18 protein-coding genes and 1 other RNA gene are annotated in these 24,222 nt (G+C 51.9%); 9 read left to right on the top strand and 10 right to left on the bottom strand.

What is annotated here, in order from left to right; translation table 11 throughout:
• Positions 1 to 180 precede the first annotated feature (180 nt).
• The 7 genes from pta to D8682_RS25575 form a co-directional block, all read right to left on the bottom strand.
• Positions 181 to 1,191 carry a phosphate acetyltransferase gene (pta, locus tag D8682_RS25605; RefSeq protein ID WP_121815516.1) on the bottom strand — a complete coding sequence of 337 codons (1,011 nt, stop codon included), beginning with the start codon at positions 1,189 to 1,191 and terminating at the stop codon, positions 181 to 183.
• Entirely contained in the window at positions 1,181 to 1,990 is an 810-nt protein-coding gene (gene eutT / locus D8682_RS25600; RefSeq protein WP_121815515.1) for an ethanolamine utilization cob(I)yrinic acid a,c-diamide adenosyltransferase EutT, read from the bottom strand. The genes pta and eutT overlap by 11 nt, the downstream gene beginning before the upstream one ends.
• A gap of 12 nt (positions 1,991 to 2,002) precedes the next feature.
• Complete coding sequence (gene eutQ / locus D8682_RS25595) at positions 2,003 to 2,692, bottom strand: ethanolamine utilization acetate kinase EutQ (RefSeq protein WP_064547476.1); 690 nt, start codon at positions 2,690 to 2,692, stop codon at positions 2,003 to 2,005.
• Positions 2,689 to 3,150, bottom strand: coding sequence for a EutP/PduV family microcompartment system protein (gene eutP, locus D8682_RS25590; protein WP_064547479.1), 462 nt, complete (start codon positions 3,148 to 3,150; stop codon positions 2,689 to 2,691). The genes eutQ and eutP overlap by 4 nt, the downstream gene beginning before the upstream one ends.
• Positions 3,151 to 3,154: 4 nt before the next feature.
• Positions 3,155 to 3,490, bottom strand: a complete 336-nt coding sequence (gene eutS / locus D8682_RS25585) for an ethanolamine utilization microcompartment protein EutS (RefSeq protein ID WP_064547481.1) — start codon at positions 3,488 to 3,490, stop codon at positions 3,155 to 3,157.
• Between the two features lie 183 nt (positions 3,491 to 3,673).
• A complete protein-coding gene (gene menI / locus D8682_RS25580; protein WP_121815514.1) occupies positions 3,674 to 4,084 on the bottom strand; it encodes a 1,4-dihydroxy-2-naphthoyl-CoA hydrolase in 411 nt (136 codons plus the stop codon).
• A complete protein-coding gene (locus tag D8682_RS25575; RefSeq protein WP_121815513.1) occupies positions 4,081 to 7,137 on the bottom strand; it encodes an FAD-binding and (Fe-S)-binding domain-containing protein in 3,057 nt (1,018 codons plus the stop codon). The genes menI and D8682_RS25575 overlap by 4 nt, the downstream gene beginning before the upstream one ends.
• Positions 7,138 to 7,424: 287 nt before the next feature.
• Between D8682_RS25575 and ydiK the strand changes: the two genes are divergently transcribed.
• Positions 7,425 to 8,525, top strand: a complete 1,101-nt coding sequence (ydiK, locus tag D8682_RS25570; RefSeq protein WP_064547487.1) for an AI-2E family transporter YdiK — start codon at positions 7,425 to 7,427, stop codon at positions 8,523 to 8,525.
• Positions 8,526 to 8,722: 197 nt separating this feature from the next.
• An RNA gene (gene rprA / locus D8682_RS25565) (antisense sRNA RprA) lies at positions 8,723 to 8,829 on the top strand.
• Between the two features lie 3 nt (positions 8,830 to 8,832).
• Here rprA and gss read toward each other — a convergent pair.
• Entirely contained in the window at positions 8,833 to 10,710 is a 1,878-nt protein-coding gene (gss, locus tag D8682_RS25560; protein ID WP_121815512.1) for a bifunctional glutathionylspermidine amidase/synthase, read from the bottom strand.
• A gap of 85 nt (positions 10,711 to 10,795) precedes the next feature.
• Positions 10,796 to 13,180 (bottom strand): glycoside hydrolase family 3 N-terminal domain-containing protein, encoded by a 2,385-nt coding sequence (locus tag D8682_RS25555; protein ID WP_121815511.1) that lies wholly within the window; start codon positions 13,178 to 13,180, stop codon positions 10,796 to 10,798.
• A 312-nt stretch (positions 13,181 to 13,492) separates the two neighbouring features.
• Between D8682_RS25555 and D8682_RS25550 the strand changes: the two genes are divergently transcribed.
• Positions 13,493 to 14,890: a glycoside-pentoside-hexuronide (GPH):cation symporter gene (locus tag D8682_RS25550; RefSeq protein WP_064547491.1), complete on the top strand. Its 1,398-nt coding sequence runs from the start codon at positions 13,493 to 13,495 to the stop codon at positions 14,888 to 14,890.
• A gap of 139 nt (positions 14,891 to 15,029) precedes the next feature.
• Here D8682_RS25550 and ppsA read toward each other — a convergent pair whose 3' ends face one another.
• Positions 15,030 to 17,402: a phosphoenolpyruvate synthase gene (ppsA, locus tag D8682_RS25545; protein ID WP_064547492.1), complete on the bottom strand. Its 2,373-nt coding sequence runs from the start codon at positions 17,400 to 17,402 to the stop codon at positions 15,030 to 15,032.
• Positions 17,403 to 17,750: 348 nt separating this feature from the next.
• On the opposite strand from ppsA, the gene D8682_RS25540 reads away from it, so the two are divergent.
• From D8682_RS25540 to D8682_RS25515, 6 genes are all read left to right on the top strand, one after another.
• Positions 17,751 to 18,584: a pyruvate, water dikinase regulatory protein gene (locus D8682_RS25540; RefSeq protein ID WP_064547494.1), complete on the top strand. Its 834-nt coding sequence runs from the start codon at positions 17,751 to 17,753 to the stop codon at positions 18,582 to 18,584.
• Positions 18,585 to 18,742: 158 nt separating this feature from the next.
• Positions 18,743 to 19,789 (top strand): 3-deoxy-7-phosphoheptulonate synthase AroH, encoded by a 1,047-nt coding sequence (gene aroH / locus D8682_RS25535; RefSeq protein ID WP_064547495.1) that lies wholly within the window; start codon positions 18,743 to 18,745, stop codon positions 19,787 to 19,789.
• Positions 19,790 to 20,006: 217 nt separating this feature from the next.
• Positions 20,007 to 20,171: a hemin uptake protein HemP gene (hemP, locus tag D8682_RS25530; RefSeq protein WP_064547497.1), complete on the top strand. Its 165-nt coding sequence runs from the start codon at positions 20,007 to 20,009 to the stop codon at positions 20,169 to 20,171.
• A 203-nt stretch (positions 20,172 to 20,374) separates the two neighbouring features.
• A complete protein-coding gene (locus tag D8682_RS25525; RefSeq protein ID WP_064547500.1) occupies positions 20,375 to 22,351 on the top strand; it encodes a TonB-dependent hemoglobin/transferrin/lactoferrin family receptor in 1,977 nt (658 codons plus the stop codon).
• A 9-nt stretch (positions 22,352 to 22,360) separates the two neighbouring features.
• A complete protein-coding gene (locus D8682_RS25520) occupies positions 22,361 to 23,392 on the top strand; it encodes a hemin-degrading factor (protein WP_064547503.1) in 1,032 nt (343 codons plus the stop codon).
• Positions 23,389 to 24,219: a hemin ABC transporter substrate-binding protein gene (locus D8682_RS25515; RefSeq protein WP_121815510.1), complete on the top strand. Its 831-nt coding sequence runs from the start codon at positions 23,389 to 23,391 to the stop codon at positions 24,217 to 24,219. Before D8682_RS25520 ends, D8682_RS25515 begins: the two co-directional genes overlap by 4 nt.
• The last annotated feature ends 3 nt before the right edge of the window (positions 24,220 to 24,222 follow it).

Genomic DNA, 24,222 nt, shown 5'->3' with positions numbered 1-24,222 from the left:
CGCCCTCACCCTAACCCTCTCCCCCAGGAGAGGGGATCAGACTGTTTCCTCCCTCTCCCCCAGGAAAGGGGATCAGGCCGTTTCCTCCCTCTCCCCCAGGAAAGGGGATCAGGCCGTTTCCTCCCTCTCCCCCAGGAAAGGGGATCAGGCCGTTTCCTCCCTCTCCCCCAGGAAAGGGGATCAGGCCGTTTCCTCCCTCTCCCTCAGGGAGAGGGTTGGGGTGAGGGTGGTTTGAGCGACCAACACCAATTCAACAATTTCCCGCGTACTGCAACCACGAGAAAGATCGTGCAAGGGTGCATTTAGCCCTTGAATCAATGGACCTAGCGCGCGGAACCCTCCTAAGCGTTGGGCAATCTTGTAGCCGATGTTGCCCGCCTCAAGCGACGGGAAAACCAATACGTTGGCCTGCCCTGCCAGCTCACTTTCTGGCGCTTTTTGTGCCGCGACCTGGGGAACAAATGCCGCGTCAAATTGCAGTTCACCGTCCACACACAAATCCGGAGCTCGTTCACGCACCATGTCCGTCGCCTGCTGTACCGTCGCGACACACGGGTGTCTGGCGCTACCATTGGTCGAAAACGACAACATAGCGACTCGAGCAGTTTGCCCGGTAATGGCTTCCCAGCTTTGCGCGCTGCTGATAGCAATATCAGCAAGCTGTGCCGCCGTGGGTTGTGGCACCACGCTGCAATCTGCAAAACCCAGCATCCGCTCACCTTCCGGCGGCAACATCAGAAACAGCGATGACAGCGTTTTCACCCCCGCCTGCAGGCCGATGACTTTCAGCCCCGCCCGCAAAACCGCGGCAGTCGATGAAATATTCCCGGCGATACACAGATCCGCTTTACCGGCCTGAACCATCGCCGCCGCAAACCACAGCGGGTCACGTAAGCGCACGGCTGCGTCATCTGGCGTTTTGTCGCCGAGACGCTGCGTAAGCTGCTGTTGAAACTGCGTCAGCCAGGCCTGTGACATCGCCGGGTCAATAATCTGTAGCCCGTCAAGCGGTAACCCCGCGGTCAGAGCGAAATGGCGCAAGGCAAACGGATTCGCCAGTAAAATAGGTTGCGCCAGGCCGTAATGCTGTAAGTAGTGCGCCGCTTCGATAACCCGGGCATCTTGTGCATCCGGGAAAACCACGCGCTTAGGCTGGTTTTGTGCCTGGCGACGACAACGTTCAAGCAGCATGAGTGCCTCCGGCTAAACGTCGTTGCAGTGTTTTCGCATCCGGCCACTCTTTTTTCAGACACAAGATCATCAACACATAAACCGCGCTGGAGAGGCGATTAAGCGCCTGCAATAAATCGGCTTTTTGCACGTGGTAATCCACGCCGATAAACACCTGCGCTGCACAGATTTCGCTTTCACGAATACTTGTGCGTAACAGATTAAGCAGTGCCACATCGCGCCCATGAGCCGCGTCGGGAACCAGATGATCGTGCCCAAGGTATTTCAGTGGTTGGTGCGATAAACGGTGTAAATCATCCGCCGATAAGCCGACGATTTGCTGCTCGGGTAGCGCTTTTTCCAGTGCATCGGCACGCATGATATTGCCCAGTAGGGAACGGATATCCGCAAGCCACAGTGCGGCGGATTTATCGAACTCTGTTTGCAGCCATACCGCTGTAGCAATCGAGCTGTCCAGGCTGGCACGAAACGCCAGACGAGGATCATTTTTCGCCACCATCACTTGCGCATTCAGGTGGGTTAACGTGTCAGGCTTTTCCTGCACGTGTTGCTTGCACAACTCACAATGTGCAACCTGTGCGGCGGGTTCACTTGTCAAACCATGTACCGGCTGCAATTGTTCTTGCTCTTCAACAAACAGGCGACCCTCGTCATCCTGGAATTTCACCAGCAGATGGCGAGCGTCAATCAGTTCGCGGGCCGAGGGCGTCATGCGGCTGTCAACCGGCAGACGGATTTCGCTGCCTTCGCTGAGCGTGTGGTTTGCCCGTAGCCAATCTTCGGTGATGAAGGTGCTCATATGCGCCCCGCCTTAGCATTCCTGCCAGTTGGCAGGCCAGGCAACATACAGAAAACGAACGTGGCTGGGGGTGCCAAATTCAATACTGGAGCCTTTCGGGATAAACATCACATCCCCGGCCTTGCCAATCAGCGTTTCCCCTTCGTGGCGAATATGTAACTCCCCTTCCAGCACCATATCGATTTCGTCGTAATTCAGCGTCCACGGGAAAAAGCCGTTTTCCCACTGCATGAACCCTGCCGCCATGCTGCTGCCATCGGCACCGGTGACCAGGTCGGTTAACCCGACACACGGTTCCTGCGCGCCATCAAAGCGGCCAAATTTCACCGAACTGCCGTCAATGACTTTGATGCCGCCTTTGCCGGTGATGGAGTGAAAACCTGGCTGCATACCGCTGCCAGAACGGGTTTTCTGCTCTTGTTCAACTTTCGCAATCAGCTGCGCCACCAGGCTTTCGGTGAACTGGCCTTCCGGTAGCTGAGCAATGATTTCTTCACGAATACGCTGGCGTTCTGAGCGCTGTGGTGGGCTATCCGCTGCTGGTGCCGGAGCAACCGCGTCTTCCACTAACGCAATCTCTAATTGCTCAGCAACCACACGCGCTTCAGGGGTGACGATGGATTCTTTGAGGACATAAGCAATCGTCTTCAGGCCTTGGTGATGAGCGTCACGAATATCATTCGCCGTAATGAGCTTTTTCATTGAACAGGTTCCTCCTGGCCACATGCTTCAGTCAGATAATTCTCAAGTTGCCTGACGCTTGAAGCATCAAGGCTGTTCAGCGCAAATATCGGTGGCGCAAAACCTGAATTAATTAACAGCTCCTCGGTTTGCGCAATATTTGCATCGGGTAGATCAATTTGGCTTATTACCGCAACACGTTTTAGATGTGGATAAATATCCAATAATCCCGCAGGAATACGGCACTGGGAATCATTTGCGGCGTGGACATATATCAGTAATTCGGCGTCAGTCAGGGTATTAATTAACGCCGCGTACAAACGGGGGTGGCTAAAAAATTCCCCTGGCGTATCAATATTTCCGGTATCGCTAAACTCAACGGCCTGGGTTTTCCTCGCCTGCGAATAATTCCCCTGCAACGCATTAAACAACGTTGTTTTCCCTGCCCCCACAGCGCCGACAAACACGATGCGTTTCATAGGGCTAACTCCGTGTCAGCGTACAGACGGTATAACTGAGGATGTTACTGAGGCCGGCAATGGTTTGTTGTAGCGCTTCTTCTACCGAACCTACTGATCCATAAACAACCAGCGCACCGCTGAATCTGTCGAGAAAACCAATTTGTACACTTGCAGCTTTCGTCGCAAGGTCGCCTGCGATCATCGCGGTTTCCCCTGGAGTCAGGGTCATAATGCCAATGGCTTCAGCACCAGGAACGCCTATTTTCTTTGCCAGTTCTTCACCGGGGTGGGCAATTAGATGCGCCAGTGTGACCTGTTTTCCAGGAACAAATTCCTGAATAATGCGTTCCTTTTCCATTGCGCCTCCTGAAGAATTTTCTTCATGCTGACAATAATCTGGAAAAGGGAATAACAAATTTCGGCAAGTAATGAGGAAAGGTGAAGTTGATCACCTAATAAATAAGGAAACACCAATATTGATTTCAAAATGTAAATAAAAAACGGCGAGATAATATCTCGCCGTCATTATTATTGGTATTAATCAGACCACAGCAGTTGTTAATCTGGCAGTGCAACAAAGCCGTTCTTGCTCATCGCTGATTTCAATTTGCCAAACCTGATGGCGACGCCCAACATGAACCGCTTTGCAGACACCGCGCACAATGCCAACACGTGCTGAGCGCAAATGGTTAGCGTTAACTTCTAACCCAACAATATTTTGATCCCCTTCGGTGCATAAATATCCTGCCACCGAGCCGAGCGTTTCTGCGAGCACCACCGAAGCGCCACCATGTAACAAACCAAACGGTTGGCGGGTGCGATGGTCAACTGGCATGATAGCCTCCAGTTCGTTCTCGCCAATGCGGGTAAAAACGATGCCCACATGCTGCACCATATTGTCGGCACCCATTTTATTGAGCGCTTCAAGATTCACTTCACGTCGCCAGATCATCCCAGAATCTCCAGTAATGCTTGTAGCGGATGGCGAACACCATTGCCTTCCACACGTTTGACCTGGCTGCGGCACGAATAGCCGGTCGCCAGGCAGCGTTGACGCGGCAGGCGCTGCATTGCCTGATGCCACGAAAGTTCGTAAATCCCCAGTGAGTTGGCATGGTTTTTCACTTCATGCCCGTAGGTTCCCGCCATGCCACAACAACCGACGCTGACATTTTCAAGTTTCGCCCCCAGACGCGCAAAAATAGCCGCCCACTGGTTTGGCGAAGTCGGCAGTGCCGTCACTTCGGTACAGTGGCCGAACAAATACCACGACTCGCCGCTCACCGCCGTGGTTTCGCGGTTATCAAGCACCGCTGGCAGCCATTCGTGAACCAGTTGCACCTGGAAATCACCACGTTCATCACCCAGCGTTTGTTTATATTCGTCGCGATAGCAAAGCACCAGCGCCGGGTCGACGCCAACCATCGGCATTCCCAACTTCGCAATGCGGTTCAGGAACTCCGAAGTCTTACGCGCGGTGCGGGCAAATTTTTGCAGGAAGCCTTTAATATGCTGCGCTTTACCATTTGGAGAGAATGGCAGCACCACCGGGTTGTAGCCTAATTTAGTCACCAGACGCACAAAATCCGCCACCACTTGCGCATCGTAATAACTGGTGAACGGATCCTGAACCACCAGCACCGTTTTGGCTCGCTGTTGTGCGCTGTAGCTTTCGAGCTGTTCAAGCGTGGTGTTCGCAGACGCATGCCCGACCAATTCCTGCTGCAGCGTTGGCGTGGAGAGCATCGGTAAATCAATCATGCCAATGTGTTTGGCCGACAGATTGCGCACCCACGGTTGGCTCATAAAGAAGTTGAAGGTTTTAGGCGCTCGCGCCATCAGTGGTGCGTAGCTTTCGACGGTCGCCACCAGATGGTCGCGCATTGGGCGCAAGTAACGGGTGTGATAAAGCTGCAAGAAACGCGAACGGAATTCCGGCACGTCGATTTTAATTGGACACTGCGTAGAACACGCTTTACACGCCAGGCAACCGGACATCGCCTCTTTCACTTCATGAGAAAAATCGTACTCGCCTTTGCGGGCATGCCAGGAGTTACGCGAGCGCTCGATTAGCGTGCGCAGGCTGGCACGTTTTTCCGGCATCTGTTTTTCTAACGCATCCGGGTCGACGCCACGATCGGCTAACAAACGCAGCCATTCGCGCGTCAACGTTGCGCGCCCTTTTGGCGAATGAATGCGATTGCTGGTGATTTTCATCGACGGGCACATTGGGCTATTCACATCAAAGTTAAAGCACAAACCGTTGCCATTACACTCCATCGCGCCACGCCATGAGGAGCGCACCGCAATCGGGATTTGCCGATCGAAAGTCCCGCGTTTTACCGCATCGACCTGCATCATCGGGTCATCGACACCTAACGGCGGGCAGATTTTACCTGGATTCAGGCGGTTATCCGGGTCAAAGACCGCTTTGATGCGGCGTAATTCTTCATACAACGTTTCGCCAAAGAACGCCGGGCTGTATTCAGCGCGGAAACCTTTACCGTGTTCACCCCACAACAAACCGCCGTATTTGGCGGTGAGTGCCACGACATCGTCGGAAATGCGCTTCATCAGCACTTCCTGATGCGGATCGGTCATATCCAGGGCCGGACGCACATGCAAAACGCCAGCATCAACGTGGCCGAACATACCGTAACTCAGGTGGTGGCTATCAAGTAATGCGCGGAATTCAGTGATGTAATCGGCCAAATGCTGCGGTGGTACGCAAGTATCTTCCGCAAAGGGAATCGGCTTGGCCTGCCCTTTGGCATTCCCCAGCAGGCCGACGGCTTTTTTACGCATGTTATAGATGCGTTCAATACCAGCCAGTTCAGTACAAACCTGCCAGCCGATAACGCCCCCCTCACCTTCGGCAATTAAGCTGTCAAGACGCTCACACAGCGCAGCAACCTGGCCTTCGATTAATTCCAGATCGTCGCCAGCAAATTCCACGATATTCAGGCCGAGCATCTCTTTGCCCGGTACATCGGTGATCAATTCATTCACTGAATGCCAGACGATATCTTCCCGCGCCAGATTGAGGACTTTTGAATCGATGGTTTCGACGGAAAGCGCGCGTGCTTCCACCATAAACGGTGCATTGCGCAGCGCGGAATCGAATGAATCATATTTGATGTTCACCAGACGACGCACTTTTGGCAGCGGCGTAATGTCCAGCTTCGCCTCGGTGATAAACGCCAGCGTACCTTCGGAGCCGCAAAGAATGCGCGTCAGGTCGAACTGCGAAAGATCGTCGTTAAAAACGTGGCGTAGATCGTAGCCCGTCAGGAAACGGTTGAGTTTCGGGAATTTGTCGATAATCAGCTGGCGTTGTTCACGGCAACGCTCAAGCACCGTGCGATAAATCTTGCCGGTCGGGCTGTCGTCACGGCCAAGGTCTTGCGCAAGTGAGGTCGACATCGGGTGGGTATCAAGAATATCGCCACTGAGCAAAACAGCGCGCACTCCCATCACGTGATCGGACGTTTTCCCGTAGACCAGCGAGCCTTGCCCCGAGGCGTCGGTATTGATCATCCCGCCAAGTGTGGCGCGGTTGCTGGTAGACAGTTCCGGAGCGAAGAAGTAACCGTAAGGTTTGAGATATTGGTTTAGCTGGTCTTTTATCACGCCCGCTTCGACACGCACCCAACCTTGTTCAGGGTTGATTTCAATGATGCGATTCATGTAGCGCGACATGTCGACGACGATGCCTTTATTGAGGGACTGGCCGTTGGTGCCAGTGCCGCCGCCTCGCGGTGTAAAGACCAGGGATTTGAAGCGTTCTTCTGAGGCAAGCCGGGTCAATAATGCAACGTCAGCCGTAGAACGGGGGAATAAAACCGCATCCGGTAGCAACTGATAAATACTGTTATCGGTTGCCATCGTGAGCCGGTCAGCGTAGCTGGTTGCGGTATCGCCGGTAAAGCCTTGTTGTTCCAGTGCCTGCAAAAAATTGAGCACCAATTGAACAACGCCTGGTGCCTGAGAAATTTGTGGGATCATTGCTGGGTCGACCCATATGAGTTGTAAGTTATCGTTTGCGTATATTAATTCTAATATTCATCCTAATACCCTAATTAATTCGAGTTGCAGGCGAAGTGATGAACGCGGTTAACGCATCCACAGCTTGAAGAATCAGGGGTCCCCATTTTTTAACACATTTTTTTAGGACATGCCTGACTGTTTTGTTCCTGTTAAAAATCCTGTAAATACATCATCATTATCGTTACCGCTTTGCGGTTTTAACGCAGGCACTTTGCCCGCGATCGGTTATTAAGGTGATTTTATCTATGGTTAAAGTCAGTCAGCCAAAGGATCTGCTGCAGATCTTGCTGTCGGTGTTGTTTATTTCGGTGATGATGATCGCCTGTATCTGGATTGTCCGTCCGTTTGTGCTCGGCTTCGCCTGGGCGGGGACAATCGTTCTTGCGACCTGGCCGTTGATGATCAGAGTGCAACATTTGTTGTGGGGAAAGCGTTCGCTAGCCGTACTGGTGATGACGCTTCTGCTACTGATGCTGTTTGTTATTCCGGTGGCGCTGCTGGTTAATAGCCTGGTGGATAACAGCGGCCCGGTTATTGAGTGGGCTACCAAAGGCAATATGGAATTGCCGAAATTTGATTGGCTCCATAGCATTCCGCTGATCGGTGACAGCCTTTACTCTGGCTGGAATACGCTGGTAGACAGCGGCGGCAGCGCCATTATGGCAAAAATTCGCCCTTATATTGGCAGCACCACGACCTGGTTCCTTGGACAAGCGATTCACGTTGGCAGCTTCCTGATGCACTGCGGCCTGATGCTGTTGTTCAGCGTGTTGCTGTATGCAAAAGGTGAAACGCTGGGCAATGGGATTCGCCATTTTGCGTTCCGTCTGGCAGGCAAACGCGGCGATGCCGCCGTGTTACTGGCCGGGCAAGCGATTCGCGCAGTGGCGTTGGGCGTGGTGGTCACAGCACTGGTTCAGTCGATATTGGGCGGCGTGGGTCTGGCGATTGCCGGTATCCCCAACGCCACACTGTTAACCGTGGTGATGCTGATGTGTTGCCTGGTGCAAATCGGCCCGTTGCTGGTGCTGATTCCATCCATTGCCTGGCTGTACTGGACGGGTGATAACACCTGGGGCACCGTGCTGCTGGTGTGGAGTTGTGTGGTCGGCACGATGGATAACTTTATTCGTCCGGTGCTGATTCGTATGGGTGCTGACTTGCCGATGATCCTGATCCTTTCTGGCGTCATTGGCGGTTTGATTGCCTTTGGCATGATTGGCTTGTTTATCGGGCCGGTTCTGCTGGCGGTTTCATATCGCCTGATTTCGGTGTGGATTCATGAAGCACCAGCCCCGCAAGACGACCCCAATGAAGTGGTTGAAGTTCTGGAAGAACGAGAATAACCGTCATTGAAACTTGTGTTGCTCCCTCAATCGGGGAGTAACACAAGCGTAAAGGTTAGCAATGCTTATCTATCCCTCCGCTTTTATCTTCCGCACAGAGTTTCGATTCGAGAAATGTGATCTTAATCGTTAACTATCCATTAACTATTGAGAGGAATCCGAGTGACGCTCCCAGGGGATATACCTACTATTACTTCACGGCTATGAATCAACGCATTGATTTATAAGCATGGAAATCCCCTGAGTGAAACAACGAATTGCTGTGTGTAGTCTTTGCCCATCTCAACGATGGGCTTTTTTTTGCGTGTTATTTAACAAAGTGCTCATCGCCAAGAATGCGCAGCGGATCGATATCGCTCTCTTTTTTTATCACAAGACTGTTCTCAGAACGGACGCACACCCCACCGTAATGCCCGCCAGTTGTAAACGTGCATAACTGCACATAACGACCAGCCACTTTAGGCAAGCACCAGAGTTGTTGGTAGATATTTTTCTGCCCGGAGAAGTTGCCGCTGGTTTCATCCAGCACTTGCTCCTGGTGACTAATCAGCCCGATATTATTGCCGCAACGTCCGGCGATCGGTTTGACGGCATAACCGCTTTGCTCAAGCGCTTTATTGACTTCGAAATCCGCATTCAGCAGGTAGCGGTGGTTCGGGAACAAAGACCAAAGCACCGGCAGTATCGCTTTGTTGCTGGGAATAATGGTCCATAGCGGTTCAAAAACCATCACTTCCGGGCGCAACAAGACATCAATCAACCTGACGCTATCTTGAGAATGCCCGGTACGAATCGGCAGCCCGGCGTAGGCGGCTTCACTCTCAGCGCGCAACTGGTCGAGTGCAGTTTCCCATGCCCACGTCTTCCACACGCAGTTAATCTGGCGATGCTCGCCGTCAACCAATTGCCCGGTGGTATCCCATTGCAGCTGATCCAGGCCATGCAGAATTTTACTTTCAAACCCCGCCTTCGCCAGAGAGCGTTGAACAAACTGCGCATGGTAATTCTCTTCCGCGTCGTTATCTTGCAGGATATGGACAAACGGACGCGCATAGCTATGTTTCCAGGTATTGGTTAGCGCATTAAACAAACGCTCACCAGGATCGCTACCTTCTGTCACACCCGCTTGCTGCGCCCATTTCGCCAGAATCAAACCGGCCTCGGTATGGCATGAGGCCGAATCCGCATTGTATTCGTACACTTTTAATCCGCGTTCATCCATGCAGAAGTCAAGACGCCCCGTCACCATATGATGGCGACGATTCTGCCAGGAGAGTCTCAGGCGCGGCCATAACACTTCCGGAATATCGAACAACGCCAACAGTTCATTGTCTTTCAGCACCTTGTCGGTGGCATGCAGATACATGAGATGCAGCTCATTGGTGGCGCGAATGAGTTCCTGTTCCGCACTGTGGGACAGCGTAAAGTAACGATACGGATTGGCATTAACAATGTGCCCTTCTTTGGCCTGAACATAGGCCAACTCGACCGGGTCCTGCTCATCCAGCCAGTGACTGGCAAACTGCCCTTTATCATCGACTTGCTGACAATGAATCGCCAGGCACTGGGCCGGAATTTCCGGTTGCGGCAGGCTGTATTGACTCTCCGCCGTCTGAATCATCCAGCCTAAGATCTCCGTATCATCGAAGGTGTCCTGAATGAAGTATTTCCCATCCTGATTGACCAAAACCAGTTCACGGGTCCATTGCTGGCCGACTGGCAGTGGATGATGGATGACGTTTTGCTCAGCGATCCTGACTTTATCGGCCAGAACCTGAGTAATCACCGCCACATGTCCGGTGTGCTCAAACTCGCCCCCTTGTTGCCAGACCAGCAATGAACCGGCGACTGGTGCGCGTTCACAGCCATTGGCAAACGCCTGAAGGGGAAGAATATTGTCATTGACGACCTGGCGCAGATAGCGCAACGAGAAGATTTCATATGCCATGCTGACATCAGTGAAAACTATCCCGTGATTGATATAAAGAAAGCGGCGCACGAACTCGACACACTGCCACTTATAGCCCATGTATTCGTGGTCCAGATAATGTCTGAACCACGTGTCATCCGGCCAGGCGTTGGGGTCAAGCGAATCGTAATTTGAGGAGTAAATGGCCACACCGCCTGGGGCATGGCCTAATAACGCACCAAAAGGAGCATGGCTTTCTGAAGTGCTTACACTCATGACAACAGCCTTAGAAATTTATCGCTGCCATCCCGACAGCAAGGATAAGCATCAATCTTACGCGCTTCGTTCGGAAAAAGGATCTTTACGCGCAAAAATGCTCTACCTCGCAATGACTTACCATTCGCCACTTCCCGTTGATGACCCGGGTGTCACCGGTGACCCGCACAATTCCCGAGCTTTTAATATCGCCACTTGATGCGCCAACACGAATCTCAAACTCGCCAGGCTCCACCACGCGTTCGCCATTGCGACGGGTGAAATTCAGCATATCGGTGGGAATATCAAAAGTGAGACTGGCACTGGCCCCTGGCTCAAGATGTACTCGCTGGAAAGCTTTAAGCTCCTGTACCGGCCGCACCATCGACGCCACTTTATCGTGCACATAAAGCTGCACCACTTCGCTGCCTGCCACCACCCCACGGTTGCTGACGGTCACGCTGACATTCACCACACCATTATCATTCGGCACCTCGTGACGGGAAAATTGCAGCGGGCTGTAGTCGAACTCAGTCCAGGTTTTACCAAAACCAAACGGATAACGGGAACCGAAGTGGAAGGCAAACGGCGTGCCGCCGCTTTTGAGTTTGTGGTTGTAGTAATACGGCATCGCGCCCGCACTTTTAGGGATGGAAACTACCAGCCGCCCGCCGGGTTCTGCGCGCCCTGTTAGCACGTCAGCAATGGCGTACCCACCTTCTTGCCCTGGCGCCCAGGCCATCAGTAATGCCGCAACATTGTCTTCCTGGCCGCCTAAATTGTAAGGACGCCCGCCGGTCATCACTACGACCACCGGTTTGCCGGTGGCAATCAGTTGGTCCAGCAATTGCTGCTGTACACCCGGCAACATCAGGCTGTCGGTATCTGAACCTTCGCCCACTGTACCGCTCTGGAATAAGCCGGATAAATCCCCGACACACAGCACCACAACATCGCTTTGTTGGGCGACTTTCACCGCATCAGGAATCAATGAAATGTCGTTTGAAACCGGAGAAGACTGCATCGGTTTGCCGCCGCTATCACCGGGGAAAACAGGCGCGCCAGCCATACGTTTTTCGATAATATGGCAACCTTTGGCATAACGGATGTTGTCGCTACCCAGTTGTTCGCGCAGTGCTTGCAGTGGGGTGACGACTTGTGAAGTTTGCTCCAGCATATCGCTGATGATCAAATGCACCGGGAAGCTATAACCACTGAGCAAAGCCAGCGGGTCGTCGGCCGTTGGCCCAATAACCGCCACGCGCGGCTGCCCTTTCAGCGGTAACGTTCCGTCGTTTTCTAGCATGGTGATGGAGCGTGTGGCGACTTCCCGAGCGATATTTTTTGTCGATTCACTTTGCAATACGACGCCGCTTTCATCGCGATAAGGCTGTTCAAATAACCCGAGGCGGAATTTCTCTTTCAACACGCGAGCGACAATCTCATCCACTTTTTCCATGGTGATTAAACCACGCTCAACGGCTTGGGCCAGATGGCGCGCGCAGTCATCTTTTGGTAGTTCCACATCCAGCCCGGCATTAAATGCCAGCGCCGCAGATTCTGCCGCATCGTGCGAAATACCGTGATGCTGATGCAGCAAACTCACGCCGCCATAATCAGCAACAATCAGCCCATCAAAGCCCCATTGTTCACGCAACACGGTGGTCAGTAAGAATTCATCCGAGTGGCCTGGCTGGTTATCAATATCGTGATAAGCAGGCATCACCGAGCCCGCATTTGCCAGTTTTACCGCCATTTCGAACGGCAGCAGGAAGGTATCGTTTAATTCGCAAAAACCAAGATGGACAGGGGCATGGTTGCGCGCGCCTTCGCTAAATGAATGGCCGACGTAATGTTTTAGCGTTGCCAACAAGTCGCGATTTTTGCCCTGTAAGCCTTTGACATAGTGTGTGGCCATCATGCCCACCAGCCACGGATCCTCACCGAATGTCTCTTCGGTGCGCCCCCAACGCACATCGCGTGACACATCCAGCACTGGCGCAAGTCCCTGATGGCAACCGGTCGAGCGGGCTTCTTCGCCAATCGCTGCCGCCGCACGTTCGATAAGATCAACATCCCAGGTGGAGCCGTAGTTGAGTGATGACGGGAACAGCGTGGCATCTTTGCACAGCAACCCGACTAAACACTCTTCGTGAAACAGGGCCGGAATGCCCAGCCGAGTCTCTTCAATCAGGGTTTTCTGCAAGCGATTAGCCGCACGGACACCCTCTTTAGCATCGACAATGTGGGTGCCTAACGGGCGGGTAATTTGCCCGACGCCCAGTTTCAGACGCTCGCCAAGTGCTGCTTGCTCGGTTACGCCAGCAAACTCATCGCTTAAATCGGTCCGTTCACGGTGATGGCCGTCGCTGGATAAAATCAGCCAATACGCGTGCATTTGGGCGAATTTTTCTTCGGCAGTCATACGTGAAAGCAGATCGCTGACACGTTCATGAATCGGGCGATGAGCTTGCTTATAAATGGCAGACATAGTGTTCCCCTTTCGAGTTCAGCGGTTTGCGAAAGTATCAATATGAGTGATGACTGAAGAGGCAAACAATTGTCAGAATAACCCGCAAGATTACGTTTTTTGGTTTTTAGCCATAAGTGTGACGTAATTCAAAAATATGCCAGAAAAATGAGGCTTTCAGGACGAAGCCGAGGCGATAAGAGATAACCCCGTCACATTTGATAAGAAACATAAAACACAAATGAAAAATTACAATACTCCTGCTCAGATTCACAATTTATAACTAGTGCTATCCGCGAGGTCTATATTCCGGCTCTTAATAAAGGTGAATACATGTCGGTGCTTACAGAAAAAATTACCAACAAAGAAAAAATGGGTTTTGGACTAGGTGATGCGGCAAGTCACATCGTGTTTGATTCTTCGGTCGCCATTCTGGCTTATTTTTATACCAATATTTATGGTTTGCCCCCGGCGGTAATGGGGACATTATTTTTAGTCGTCCGGGTACTGGATGCTATTACCGATCCTATCATGGGTGCGATTGCCGACCAGACCAAAACCCGTTGGGGGAGATTCCGCCCCTGGTTATTGATTATTTGTGTTCCTTTCGCCGTCAGTTGTGTGCTGGTTTATTCAACACCTGATTTCTCGCAGACCGGTAAAATTGTTTACGCCGTTCTGGCTTATATATTCATGACAATAATGTATACCGCAATAAATATTCCTTATTGCTCTTTAGGTGCGGCGATTACGTCAGATCCACAAGAAAACCTGTCCCTGCAATCCTGGCGTTTTGCCATTGCGCCAATTGGTGGTGCGATGGGTACAGCGTTGATTCTGCCACTGGCTGATTTTATTTCGCCGGGCGACAGAGCCGTTGGCATGCAGTGGGCAATGGGGATCTTCGGTGTGATTGGCTGCCTGATGTTCCTGGTGTGCTTTGCCACCACCCGTGAACGTATTACGCCGGTCAAAGAAGAAAACCTGAATATCCTGCGCGACGTGAAAATCTTATTAAAGAACGACCAATGGCGTATTCTGTCGGTTTATAACCTTGCGATGTTGTGTGGTGTCGTGGTACGTGGTAGCCTGCTGGTCTATTTCGTGCAATATATCCTTCATCAAGGCAGTGGCATTATTTCGATGTTTATGCTGGCAACGACTATCGCGGCGGTATTTGGTAGCCTGTTTGCTAAACAATTGGGTAGCTGGATGTGTAAGATCCGCGCCTCAATATGGGTAAACGTGCTCAGTGCGGTGATCGGGTTATTATTCCTGGTGTTACCAACCGAATATTGGATACCGGCTTTCCTGGTGCATATCGTGCTTAATATCCTGCAAGGTATTAATGCTCCACTGCAATGGTCAATGATTACCGATGCTAATAACTATGGTGAATGGAAGACCCAACGCCGTATTACCGGTATGAACGTTGCGGCAAATATCTTCATCATTAAATTGGGTGTAGCGATTGGTGGTGCGTTAACCGGTTGGGGTCTTGCGTGGTTTGGTTATCAGGCGGGTGTGGAACAACAATCAGCCGAGGCCGTGCGTGGCGTACTGATTCTGTTTACTGTGTTACCGGCTATTTTCTACTTAATTACCGCTATCTCGATTCGTTATTACAAGTTAACTGAAGAGAGAATGAACAGTATTGTGAGCGACCTGCGTGTCGGCAAGTTCCAGAGTGAAAGTGAAGTCACTGGCGTGATGACGCCAAAAGCCTTGTAATAAACGATTGGTAGGTCGGGCAAGCGCAGCGCCCCCGACATAATCGACAACAATGGTAGATGACGCTGGCGCTTAGCCACCCTACAACTTATCCGACCTACAAATATTAAAGGCTCCTCAACAATGAGGAGCCTTTTTTTTACTTATTCGCTTCTGCCAGACTCAACCAGGTTTGCACCACGGTATCCGGATTCAGAGAAAGACTATCAATCCCCTGTTCCATCAACCACACCGCAAAATCTTCATGGTCAGACGGGCCTTGCCCACAGATACCGACGTATTTACCTTGTTTCTTCGCCGCTTTGATAGCCATCGACAGCAGTGCTTTTACCGCGTCGTTGCGCTCGTCAAACAGTTCGGAAACCACGCCAGAGTCGCGGTCCAGCCCCAATGCCAACTGGGTCATGTCGTTTGAACCAATCGAGAAACCATCGAAATATTGCAAGAACTCATCGGCCAGCAAGGCGTTGGATGGGATCTCACACATCATGATGATTTTCAGGCCGTTCTCACCGCGTTTCAGACCCTGACGTTCCAGTTCTTCCACCACGGCTTTAGCCTGCGCGACGGTACGCACAAACGGCACCATCACTTCGACGTTCGTCAGGCCCATTTCGTTACGCACGCGTTTCATGGCGGCGCATTCCAGCGCGAAGCATTCACGGAAACTATCGGATACATAACGACCCGCGCCACGGAAACCGAGCATTGGGTTTTCTTCTTCCGGCTCATAACGCTCGCCGCCTACCAGGTTGGCGTATTCGTTAGATTTGAAATCAGACAGACGCACAATCACGCGCTTCGGCCAGAATGCCGCGCCCAATGTGGCAATCCCTTCAGTTAGACGACCGACGTAAAACTCAACCGGATCGTCGTAGCCTTTCATCATCTCGCGGATTTCGCTTTGCAATGCAGGCTCTTGCTGGTCGAATTCCAGCAATGCACGCGGATGCACGCCAATCATACGGTTGATGATGAACTCCAGACGTGCCAGCCCTACGCCTTCGTTTGGCAAGCAGGCAAAATCAAAGGCACGATCCGGGTTACCGACGTTCATCATGATTTTCAACGGCAGATCCGGCATGGTGTCGACGGTAGAACTTTTCACGCTGAAATCCAGCAGTTCGGCATAGACGTAGCCGGTATCGCCTTCCGCACAAGAAACCGTGACGTTCTGCCCCTCGCTCATGCGCTCAGTCGCGTCGCCACAACCCACTACCGCCGGAATACCCAGCTCACGGGCAATGATTGCCGCGTGACAGGTACGTCCGCCACGGTTAGTGACAATCGCCGCCGCCTTTTTCATGATCGGTTCCCAGTCCGGGTCGGTCATGTCGGTGACTAACACATCACCCGGCTGAATACGGTTCATCTCACTAATATCGTGGATCACTTTGACCGGACCCGCGCCGATGCGATGGCCGATGGCGCGCCCTTCAGCGACAATTTTGCCCTGAGCGTGCAACTGATAACGCTCCATGACCTGGCCCTGAGAACGCACCGTTTCTGGACGTGCCTGCACAATAAACAGCTTGCCGGTGTGCCCATCTTTAGCCCATTCGATATCCATCGGACGGCCATAGTGTTTCTCAATTTGTACCGCTTGTTTCGCCAGCTCCTGCACTTCATCCGCCGTGATGGAGAACTGGTCGCACAACGCTTGCGGAACATCTTCAATACGAACCTGTTTGCCATGTTCCTGGCTAGGTGCGTAAATCATACGGATTTTTTTCGAGCCCATGTTGCGGCGCACAATCGAAGGACGCCCCGCAGCCAAAGTCGGTTTGTGAACGTAGAATTCGTCCGGGTTGACTGCGCCCTGCACTACCATTTCGCCAAGGCCATAAGCGGAGGTAATAAATACCACCTGGTCGAAACCTGATTCGGTATCGATGGAGAACATCACGCCCGAGGACGCGAGGTCAGAACGCACCATGCGCTGCACGCCAGCAGAAAGCGCCACGCCACGGTGGTCGTAGCCCTGATGAACGCGATAAGAGATCGCACGGTCATTAAACAGCGAAGCAAAGACGTGTTTTACGGCAACCAACACCGCGTCATACCCTTGCACGTTGAGGAAAGTTTCTTGTTGTCCGGCAAACGACGCATCCGGCATATCTTCTGCGGTCGCGGAGGAGCGCACGGCGAAAGAGGCATCAGCATCGTCAGAGGAAAGTTGTTCGTAGGCATCGTGGATGGCTTTTTCCAGCTCAGGCTGGAACGGCGTGTCGATTATCCATTGGCGGATTTGCGCACCCGCTTTTGCAAGCTCGGTGACATCGTCAATATCCGTTTTATCCAGCAGTTCATAGATACGCTGGTTCACGCCACTTTGGTCAAGAAAGAAGTTAAACGCCTCGGCCGTGGTGGCAAAACCATTCGGCACGGAAACACCCATACCTGAAAGGTTGGTAATCATTTCACCCAGAGAGGCATTTTTGCCCCCGACCCTGTCTACATCATTCATGCCAAGTTGGTTGTACCAAAGCACCAGCGGTGACGAGTTGGACATCGAAACAATCCTTTTTGTGATATATGAATGGGTACCAGAAACACATTACATCCCTTTTAGATTGGCATAATTACTCACAGGAATGAAACCGGTGAATCGATCAAGCAAAATAAAAATTTGAAATTTTAAGATTTATTTACTTTTCACATAACTTATTGATTCTTAATTTAAACCCTATATTAATAATGGTTTAAGCTGATAATAAAAATGAACCACTCATTTCATTAAAAATAAAAACCACGTTTCAGTTTTAAAAATGAATTGAGATTGATCCATGAGGGGAAGTTTTAATTTATGCTTCAGCCAGAAGTCGTCACTTATCAGAGTTACCACTGACAGGATTGAAAAATGGATAGCACAGTAGACAGGCAAGTTTTTTATATCTCCGATGGTACCGCTATCACCGCCGAAGTGCTTGGGCATGCGGTGATGTCACAGTTTCCGGTCGCCATTAACAGTATCACGCTGCCGTTTGTCGAAAACGTCAGCCGCGCGAACGCCGTGAGAGAACAAATCAATGCGATTTACCAGCAATCTGGCGTGCGTCCGCTGGTATTTTATTCCATCGTTTTACCGGAAATTCGTGACATTATTTTGCAAAGTGAGGGTTTTTGTCAGGATATCGTGCAGGCGCTGGTCGCCCCGTTACAGCAAGAATTGAAACTTGAACCGACGCCTATTGCCCATCGGACACACGGTCTGAATCCGGGTAATTTAATCAAATATGATGCGCGTATTGCGGCCATTGATTACACACTTGCCCACGATGATGGCATTTCGATGCGCAATCTCGATCAGGCACAGGTTATCTTGCTTGGCGTATCACGCTGCGGGAAAACGCCGACCAGTTTATACCTCGCCATGCAGTTTGGCATTCGGGCAGCAAATTATCCGTTCATCGCCGACGATATGGATAACATCCAATTGCCTGCAGTACTGAAACCACTGCAACACAAATTGTTTGGCCTGACTATCAATCCCGAACGCCTCGCGGCTATTCGTGAGGAGCGCCGTGAAAACAGCCGCTATGCGTCAATGCGTCAATGCCGCCTTGAAGTGGCAGAAGTGGAAGCCCTGTTTCGCAAGAACCAAATCCGCTATCTCAACAGTACTAATTACTCAGTTGAAGAGATGGCAACCAAAATCCTCGACATCATGGGGTTGAATCGCCGCATGTACTAACAAACTAGTGCAAGGGTGCGATTTTGTATGATAGGCTTTACGCAATCTGGTGGTCACGATTCAGTTGACGGTTGAATTCAACATAAATTGGTTTATCGTGACTGCCATCACTTCCCGGTACTTTTGCCGAGCTGAAGACAAAATTTCTGAGACACCCAATGAATAAAACAGATGAATTGCGCACTGCGCGCATCGACAGTCTGGTTACACCTGCGGAACTGGCACAGCGTTTGGCTGTGTCCCCACAAGTCGCACAAAACGTAACAGCCTCCCGTCGTCGTATCGAAAAAATCCTTAATGGCGAAGATAATCGCCTGCTGGTGATAGTTGGCCCTTGCTCAATCCATGACCTGGATGCGGCAATGGATTACGCCCGCCGTTTACAAGCCGCGCGTGAACAACATCAGCATCGCCTTGAAATCGTGATGCGGACTTATTTCGAAAAACCGCGCACCGTAGTGGGCTGGAAAGGCTTAATTTCCGATCCCGATTTGAACGGCAGCTATCGCGTGAACCATGGCATTGAGCAGGCGCGCCGTTTGCTGTTGCAGGTGAACGAGTTAGGTGTACCAACGGCAACTGAATTCCTCGATATGGTGATCGGCCAGTATATTGCCGATTTGATTAGCTGGGGGGCGATTGGTGCGCGTACCACGGAGAGCCAGATCCACCGTGAAATGGCGTCTGCCCTTTCTTGCCCGGTTGGTTTCAAAAATGGCACCGACGGTAATACGCGTATTGCGGTTGATGCGATTCGTGCCGCCCGCGCCAGCCATATGTTCCTGTCGCCGGATAAACACGGCCAGATGACTATTTATCAAACCAGTGGCAACCCGTACGGCCATATCATCATGCGCGGTGGCAAACAGCCAAACTACCACGCAGCGGATATTTCTGCGGCATGCGATAGCCTGCACGAATTTGATTTACCAGAGCAATTGGTTATCGACTTCAGCCACGGCAACTGCCAAAAACAGCATCGCCGCCAGCTGGAAGTCTGTGAAGACGTTTGCAACCAGATTCGTAACGGTTCACGCGCTATTGCTGGTGTGATGGCTGAAAGTTTCATTCAGGAAGGCACGCAAAAAATCGTTGCCGGGCAACCATTGGTTTATGGTCAGTCGATTACCGACCCTTGCCTGAATTGGGAAGACACCAAAACGCTGCTCGATATGCTGGCTGACGCGACAGATAGCCGCTTCTGATATTTTGGTGGATGGCGCTTGTGCTTATCCACCCAACAACTGCCTTTCTGTAGGTCGGGCTAGCGTTAGCGACCCCCGACATTTCTTTAAACTCTCTCGTTCGCTCAAAATTGATCTATTCACAAATTTCCTACAAATAACACTTGATGGCGAAACATAGTTTATTGATAATGATTATCATTGTTGGATTGATTGTCATTTGTATATCGAGTGATACATGGAAAAAAACTTCACTGCTACGAATCCGCAATCTGCGGCCGTTCCCCGCCAGATAGACAGCAAGTTGTTACTCGGCCCTGACGGACGCGTGGTGATTGTTCACGAAGGCCAGCAATACCAATTACGTCAGACCCAGGCAGGAAAGTTAATCCTGACCAAATAAAACCCGTCATATTTCAAGCTGTAGGCGCGTTGGCTGCACTCACTTCCCCCAGTCACTTACTTATGTAAGCTCCTGGGGATAAGCTCCCTTGCCGCCTTCCTACAACTCGAATTATTTAGGGTTTATAAAACATAAATTACGCAAGCCACCCAGGTGTTCCCAAGGCAGCCAGCGATTTTAAATTTTCCTATGGAGATTTACGCATGCCTGCTTTACACACAGTCGGCTTCCGTCTGTCATTACTGACTGTTGCGGTATTTACTGCCCTGCCCACTTTCGCGAAAGATGACCAAATGACGGTGGTGGCTACCGGTAATGAACGCAGCACTTTTGAAGCGCCAATGATGGTCACCATCATTGATGCCGATACCCCTGAAGGCCAAACCTCTTCTTCCGCCGCCGATATGTTACGTAAAGTTCCAGGGATCACCGTTTCCGGTTCCGGGCGCACAAACGGCCAGGATGTGAGTATGCGTGGTTATGACCGCCGTGGCGTATTAATGCTGGTTGACGGAGTTCGCCAGGGGACTGACACCGGGCACCTCAACAGCACATTCCTTGATCCTGCGTTAATCAAACGAATCGAAGTGGTACGTGGCCCTGCAGCGCTGTTATATGGCAGCGGCGCACTGGGCGGCGTCATTTCTTACCAAACAGTGAATGCCAGCGATTTGCTGTATGAAGGCCAAAACAGCGGTTACCGTGTGTTTGGCACCGGTGGAACCGGCGATCATAGCGTCGGAATGGGTGCCAGCGCTTTTGGTCGCACCGATAACTTTGATGGCCTGGTTTCCTGGTCAAGCCGCGACCGTGGCGACATCAACCAAAGCAATGGCGAAACTGCGCCGAACGACGAAAGCATTAATAACTTCCTGACTAAAGGCACCTGGTTCATCGACCCTGCGCAGTCTCTGGCCGGTTCATTGCGTTACTACAATAACGCCGCTCAGGAACCTAAAAACCCACAGGTCACCACGGCTGATCCGAGCAACCCGATGGTGGATCGCTCAACAATACAGCGTGATGCGCAGTTGAAATATCACATTGGGCCAGAGCAAAGTGACTGGCTGAATGCCGATGCCACCGCTTACTGGTCTGAAGCGCGCATCAATGCCCAGGGCCAAACCGACGGGGCTGAATTCCGCAAGCAAACCACCAGCGGCGCAAAACTGGAAAACCGCAGCCGCCTGTTTACTGACAGCTTCGCCGCACATTTGCTGACTTACGGCGGTGAATATTACCGCCAGGATCAGGAGCCAGGCGGTAATACCACCGGCTTCCCGCAAGCCAATATCGATTTCGGTTCAGGCTGGTTGCAGGATGAAATTACGCTGCGCGACCTGCCAGTGTCCATTTTAGCCGGTACGCGTTATGACAATTACAGCGGCAGCAGCGATGGCTACGACGATGTGAATGCTGACAAATGGTCGTCCCGCGCGGCACTTTCCATCACGCCAACCGACTGGTTGATGCTATTTGGCTCTTACGCTCAGGCATTCCGCGCTCCAACCATGGGCGAAATGTATAACGATGCCAAACACTTCTCGATTGGCTCGCGTTACACCAACTATTGGGTACCGAACCCCAATCTGCGCCCGGAAACCAACGCCACCCAGGAAGTTGGTTTTGGCTTGCGCTTCGACGATTTGATGCTGGCTGACGATGGGCTGGAGTTCAAAGCGAGCTACTTCGGCACCCGAGCCGAAGACTACATCTCAACGACTGTCGATTTCGCCAAAGCGACCACCATGTCCTATAACGTCCCTAACGCCAAAATCTGGGGTTGGGATATGACCGCGAAATACACCAACAGCTGGTTCAACCTCGATCTCGCCTATAACCGTACCCAGGGCAAAGACGAAGATACTGGCGAGTGGATTTCCAGCCTGAACCCGGACACCGTAACCAGCATTCTCGACGTTCCGGTAGCCGAAAGTGGCTTCTCAGTTGGCTGGATTGGCACCTTTGCCGCGCGTTCAACGCATGTCAGCAGTGAATACAGTGAACAGCCAGGTTACGGCGTCAACGATTTCTACGTCAGCTATAAAGGCCAACAGCAGTTGCGCGGGCTGACGACTTCCCTGGTGCTGGGTAACGCCTTTGACAAGGAATACTGGTCGCCGCAGGGGATCCCTCAAGATGGCCGTAACGGCAAAATCTTTGTTAGTTATCAATGGTAAGGAAACGATATGACTCAGCATTATGAAAACTGGTTACAGCTCAAACAACAGCACCCGAAAAAATATGCCCGTGACATCGCAAAACTGATGAATATCAGTGAAGCCGAACTGACTCATGCCCGCGTCGGGCATGATGCCTGGCGCTTAAAAGGCGAGATCCGCGATATTCTCACTTCGCTGGAAAGCGTCGGTGAAATCAAATCCATTTGCCGCAACGAATATGCAGTACATGAGCACATCGGGCGTTTTGAAAACCAGCAACTGCACGGCCACGCGGGCCTGGTTCTGAACCCACGCGCGCTGGATTTGCGCCTGTTCCTGAATCAATGGGCGTTGGCCTTCCACGTTCGTGAAGAAACCGCCCGTGGCGAACGCCAAAGCGTGCAGTTCTTTGACCGTCAGGGCGATGCTCTACTGAAGGTTTACACCACCGACAATACGGATTTCAGCGCCTGGGGCGATATGCTGGCGAAGTTTATCTATGCCGATAACCCAGCGCTTGAGTTGCAGGCACCAGAAGAAGTGGTGATGACGCCGACGGTGGATGGCCGCCAGGTAGAAGCCGAATGGCGCAGCATGAACGATGTGCATCAGTTCTTTAGTTTGCTCAAACGCCACCAGCTGACACGTCAGCAGGCGTTCCGTCTGGTTGCGGAGGATCTGGCCTGCCAGGTTGATAACAACGCTCTGGCGCAACTACTGGCACAAGCCAAACAAGACCAAAACGAAATCATGGTGTTTGTTGGCAACCGTGGCGCGGTGCAGATTTTCACCGGCGTAGTGGAAAAAGTGGTGCCGATGGATAACTGGATTAACATCTTCAATCCACAATTCACGTTGCATTTACTGGGCGACACCATTGCGGAAAGCTGGGTAACCCGCAAACCAAGTGGTGATGGTTTCGTGACCAGCCTGGAGTTATTTGCCGCCGACGGCACGCAAATCGCCCAACTGTACGGCCAACGCACCGAAGGTGAGCCAGAGCAGCAACAATGGCGCAGCCAATTAGAAGCGCTGGTAAGCAAAGGGCTGGCTGCATGAAACGCAGGTTAATTGCCCTGTTTGCCTTGCCAGCGATTGTGTTATCGGCAATGGCCGCCGCCAATCAACGAGTAGTGACAATTGGCGGCGATGTGACGGAAATCGCCTTTGCTCTGGGAACGGGTGACCAACTTGTCGCTCGTGACAGCACCAGTCTGCATCCGGCAGCCGCGACCAAACTGCCGGACGTGGGGTACATGCGCCAGCTCAATGCCGAAGGCATTCTGGCCATGCGCCCAACGCTGGTGCTGGCAAGCGCGCAGGCCAAACCATCGCTGGCACTGGAGCAAGTCGCCAGTAGCAAAGTCAAAGTGGTGACCATTCCAGCGAATAACTCGCTGGCAGGCATCGATGAGAAAATTGATGCGGTCGCTCAGGCGATGGGGAAAACGACGCAGGGTGCGGCTTTGCGCCAACAAGTGCACAGCAAACTGGCGTCGATTCCTGAAAAACCACTGCCGGTAAAAGTGCTGTTTATCATGAGCCACGGCGGGATGACTGCGATGGCCGCTGGGCAAGAAACTGCGGCAGATGCCGCCATTCATGCCGCCGGTTTGCAAAATGCGATGCAGGGTTTCAAACGTTATCAGCCGATGTCCCAGGAAGGTGTGATTGCCAGCCAGCCACAGTTGGTTCTGATCACCGCCGATGGCGTGAAAACGCTGGGTGGAGAAGATAATGTCTGGAAATTGCCCGGCCTCGCACAAACGCCCGCAGGCAAAACTCGCCAGTTGTTGATCGTCGATGATATGGCGCTGCTCGGTTTCGGCCTGCAAACGCCAGATGCGATTCTTGCGTTACGGACTAAAGCGGAGCAACTACCTTGATAC

It is taken from the genome of Buttiauxella sp. 3AFRM03 (genome assembly GCF_003675305.1).
In the GTDB taxonomy this organism is placed as follows: Bacteria; Pseudomonadota; Gammaproteobacteria; order Enterobacterales; family Enterobacteriaceae; genus Buttiauxella; species Buttiauxella ferragutiae.
Note: the sequence above shows the minus strand (reverse complement) of the source record. Positions and strands in the feature narration are given on the sequence as shown.

Coding starts and splice junctions, on each gene's coding strand:
- eutT (WP_121815515.1), bottom strand. CDS start 1,990: ATGAGCACCTTCATCACCGAAGATTGGCTACGGGCAAACCACACGCTC.
- menI (WP_121815514.1), bottom strand. CDS start 4,084: ATGATCTGGCGACGTGAAGTGAATCTTGAAGCGCTCAATAAAATGGGT.
- eutP (WP_064547479.1), bottom strand. CDS start 3,150: ATGAAACGCATCGTGTTTGTCGGCGCTGTGGGGGCAGGGAAAACAACG.
- D8682_RS25515 (WP_121815510.1), top strand. CDS start 23,389: ATGAAACGCAGGTTAATTGCCCTGTTTGCCTTGCCAGCGATTGTGTTA.
- hemP (WP_064547497.1), top strand. CDS start 20,007: ATGGAAAAAAACTTCACTGCTACGAATCCGCAATCTGCGGCCGTTCCC.
- ydiK (WP_064547487.1), top strand. CDS start 7,425: ATGGTTAAAGTCAGTCAGCCAAAGGATCTGCTGCAGATCTTGCTGTCG.
- D8682_RS25540 (WP_064547494.1), top strand. CDS start 17,751: ATGGATAGCACAGTAGACAGGCAAGTTTTTTATATCTCCGATGGTACC.
- eutQ (WP_064547476.1), bottom strand. CDS start 2,692: ATGAAAAAGCTCATTACGGCGAATGATATTCGTGACGCTCATCACCAA.
- ppsA (WP_064547492.1), bottom strand. CDS start 17,402: ATGTCCAACTCGTCACCGCTGGTGCTTTGGTACAACCAACTTGGCATG.
- D8682_RS25575 (WP_121815513.1), bottom strand. CDS start 7,137: ATGATCCCACAAATTTCTCAGGCACCAGGCGTTGTTCAATTGGTGCTC.
- gss (WP_121815512.1), bottom strand. CDS start 10,710: ATGAGTGTAAGCACTTCAGAAAGCCATGCTCCTTTTGGTGCGTTATTA.
- eutS (WP_064547481.1), bottom strand. CDS start 3,490: ATGGAAAAGGAACGCATTATTCAGGAATTTGTTCCTGGAAAACAGGTC.
- pta (WP_121815516.1), bottom strand. CDS start 1,191: ATGCTGCTTGAACGTTGTCGTCGCCAGGCACAAAACCAGCCTAAGCGC.
- D8682_RS25520 (WP_064547503.1), top strand. CDS start 22,361: ATGACTCAGCATTATGAAAACTGGTTACAGCTCAAACAACAGCACCCG.
- D8682_RS25550 (WP_064547491.1), top strand. CDS start 13,493: ATGTCGGTGCTTACAGAAAAAATTACCAACAAAGAAAAAATGGGTTTT.
- D8682_RS25525 (WP_064547500.1), top strand. CDS start 20,375: ATGCCTGCTTTACACACAGTCGGCTTCCGTCTGTCATTACTGACTGTT.
- aroH (WP_064547495.1), top strand. CDS start 18,743: ATGAATAAAACAGATGAATTGCGCACTGCGCGCATCGACAGTCTGGTT.
- D8682_RS25555 (WP_121815511.1), bottom strand. CDS start 13,180: ATGTCTGCCATTTATAAGCAAGCTCATCGCCCGATTCATGAACGTGTC.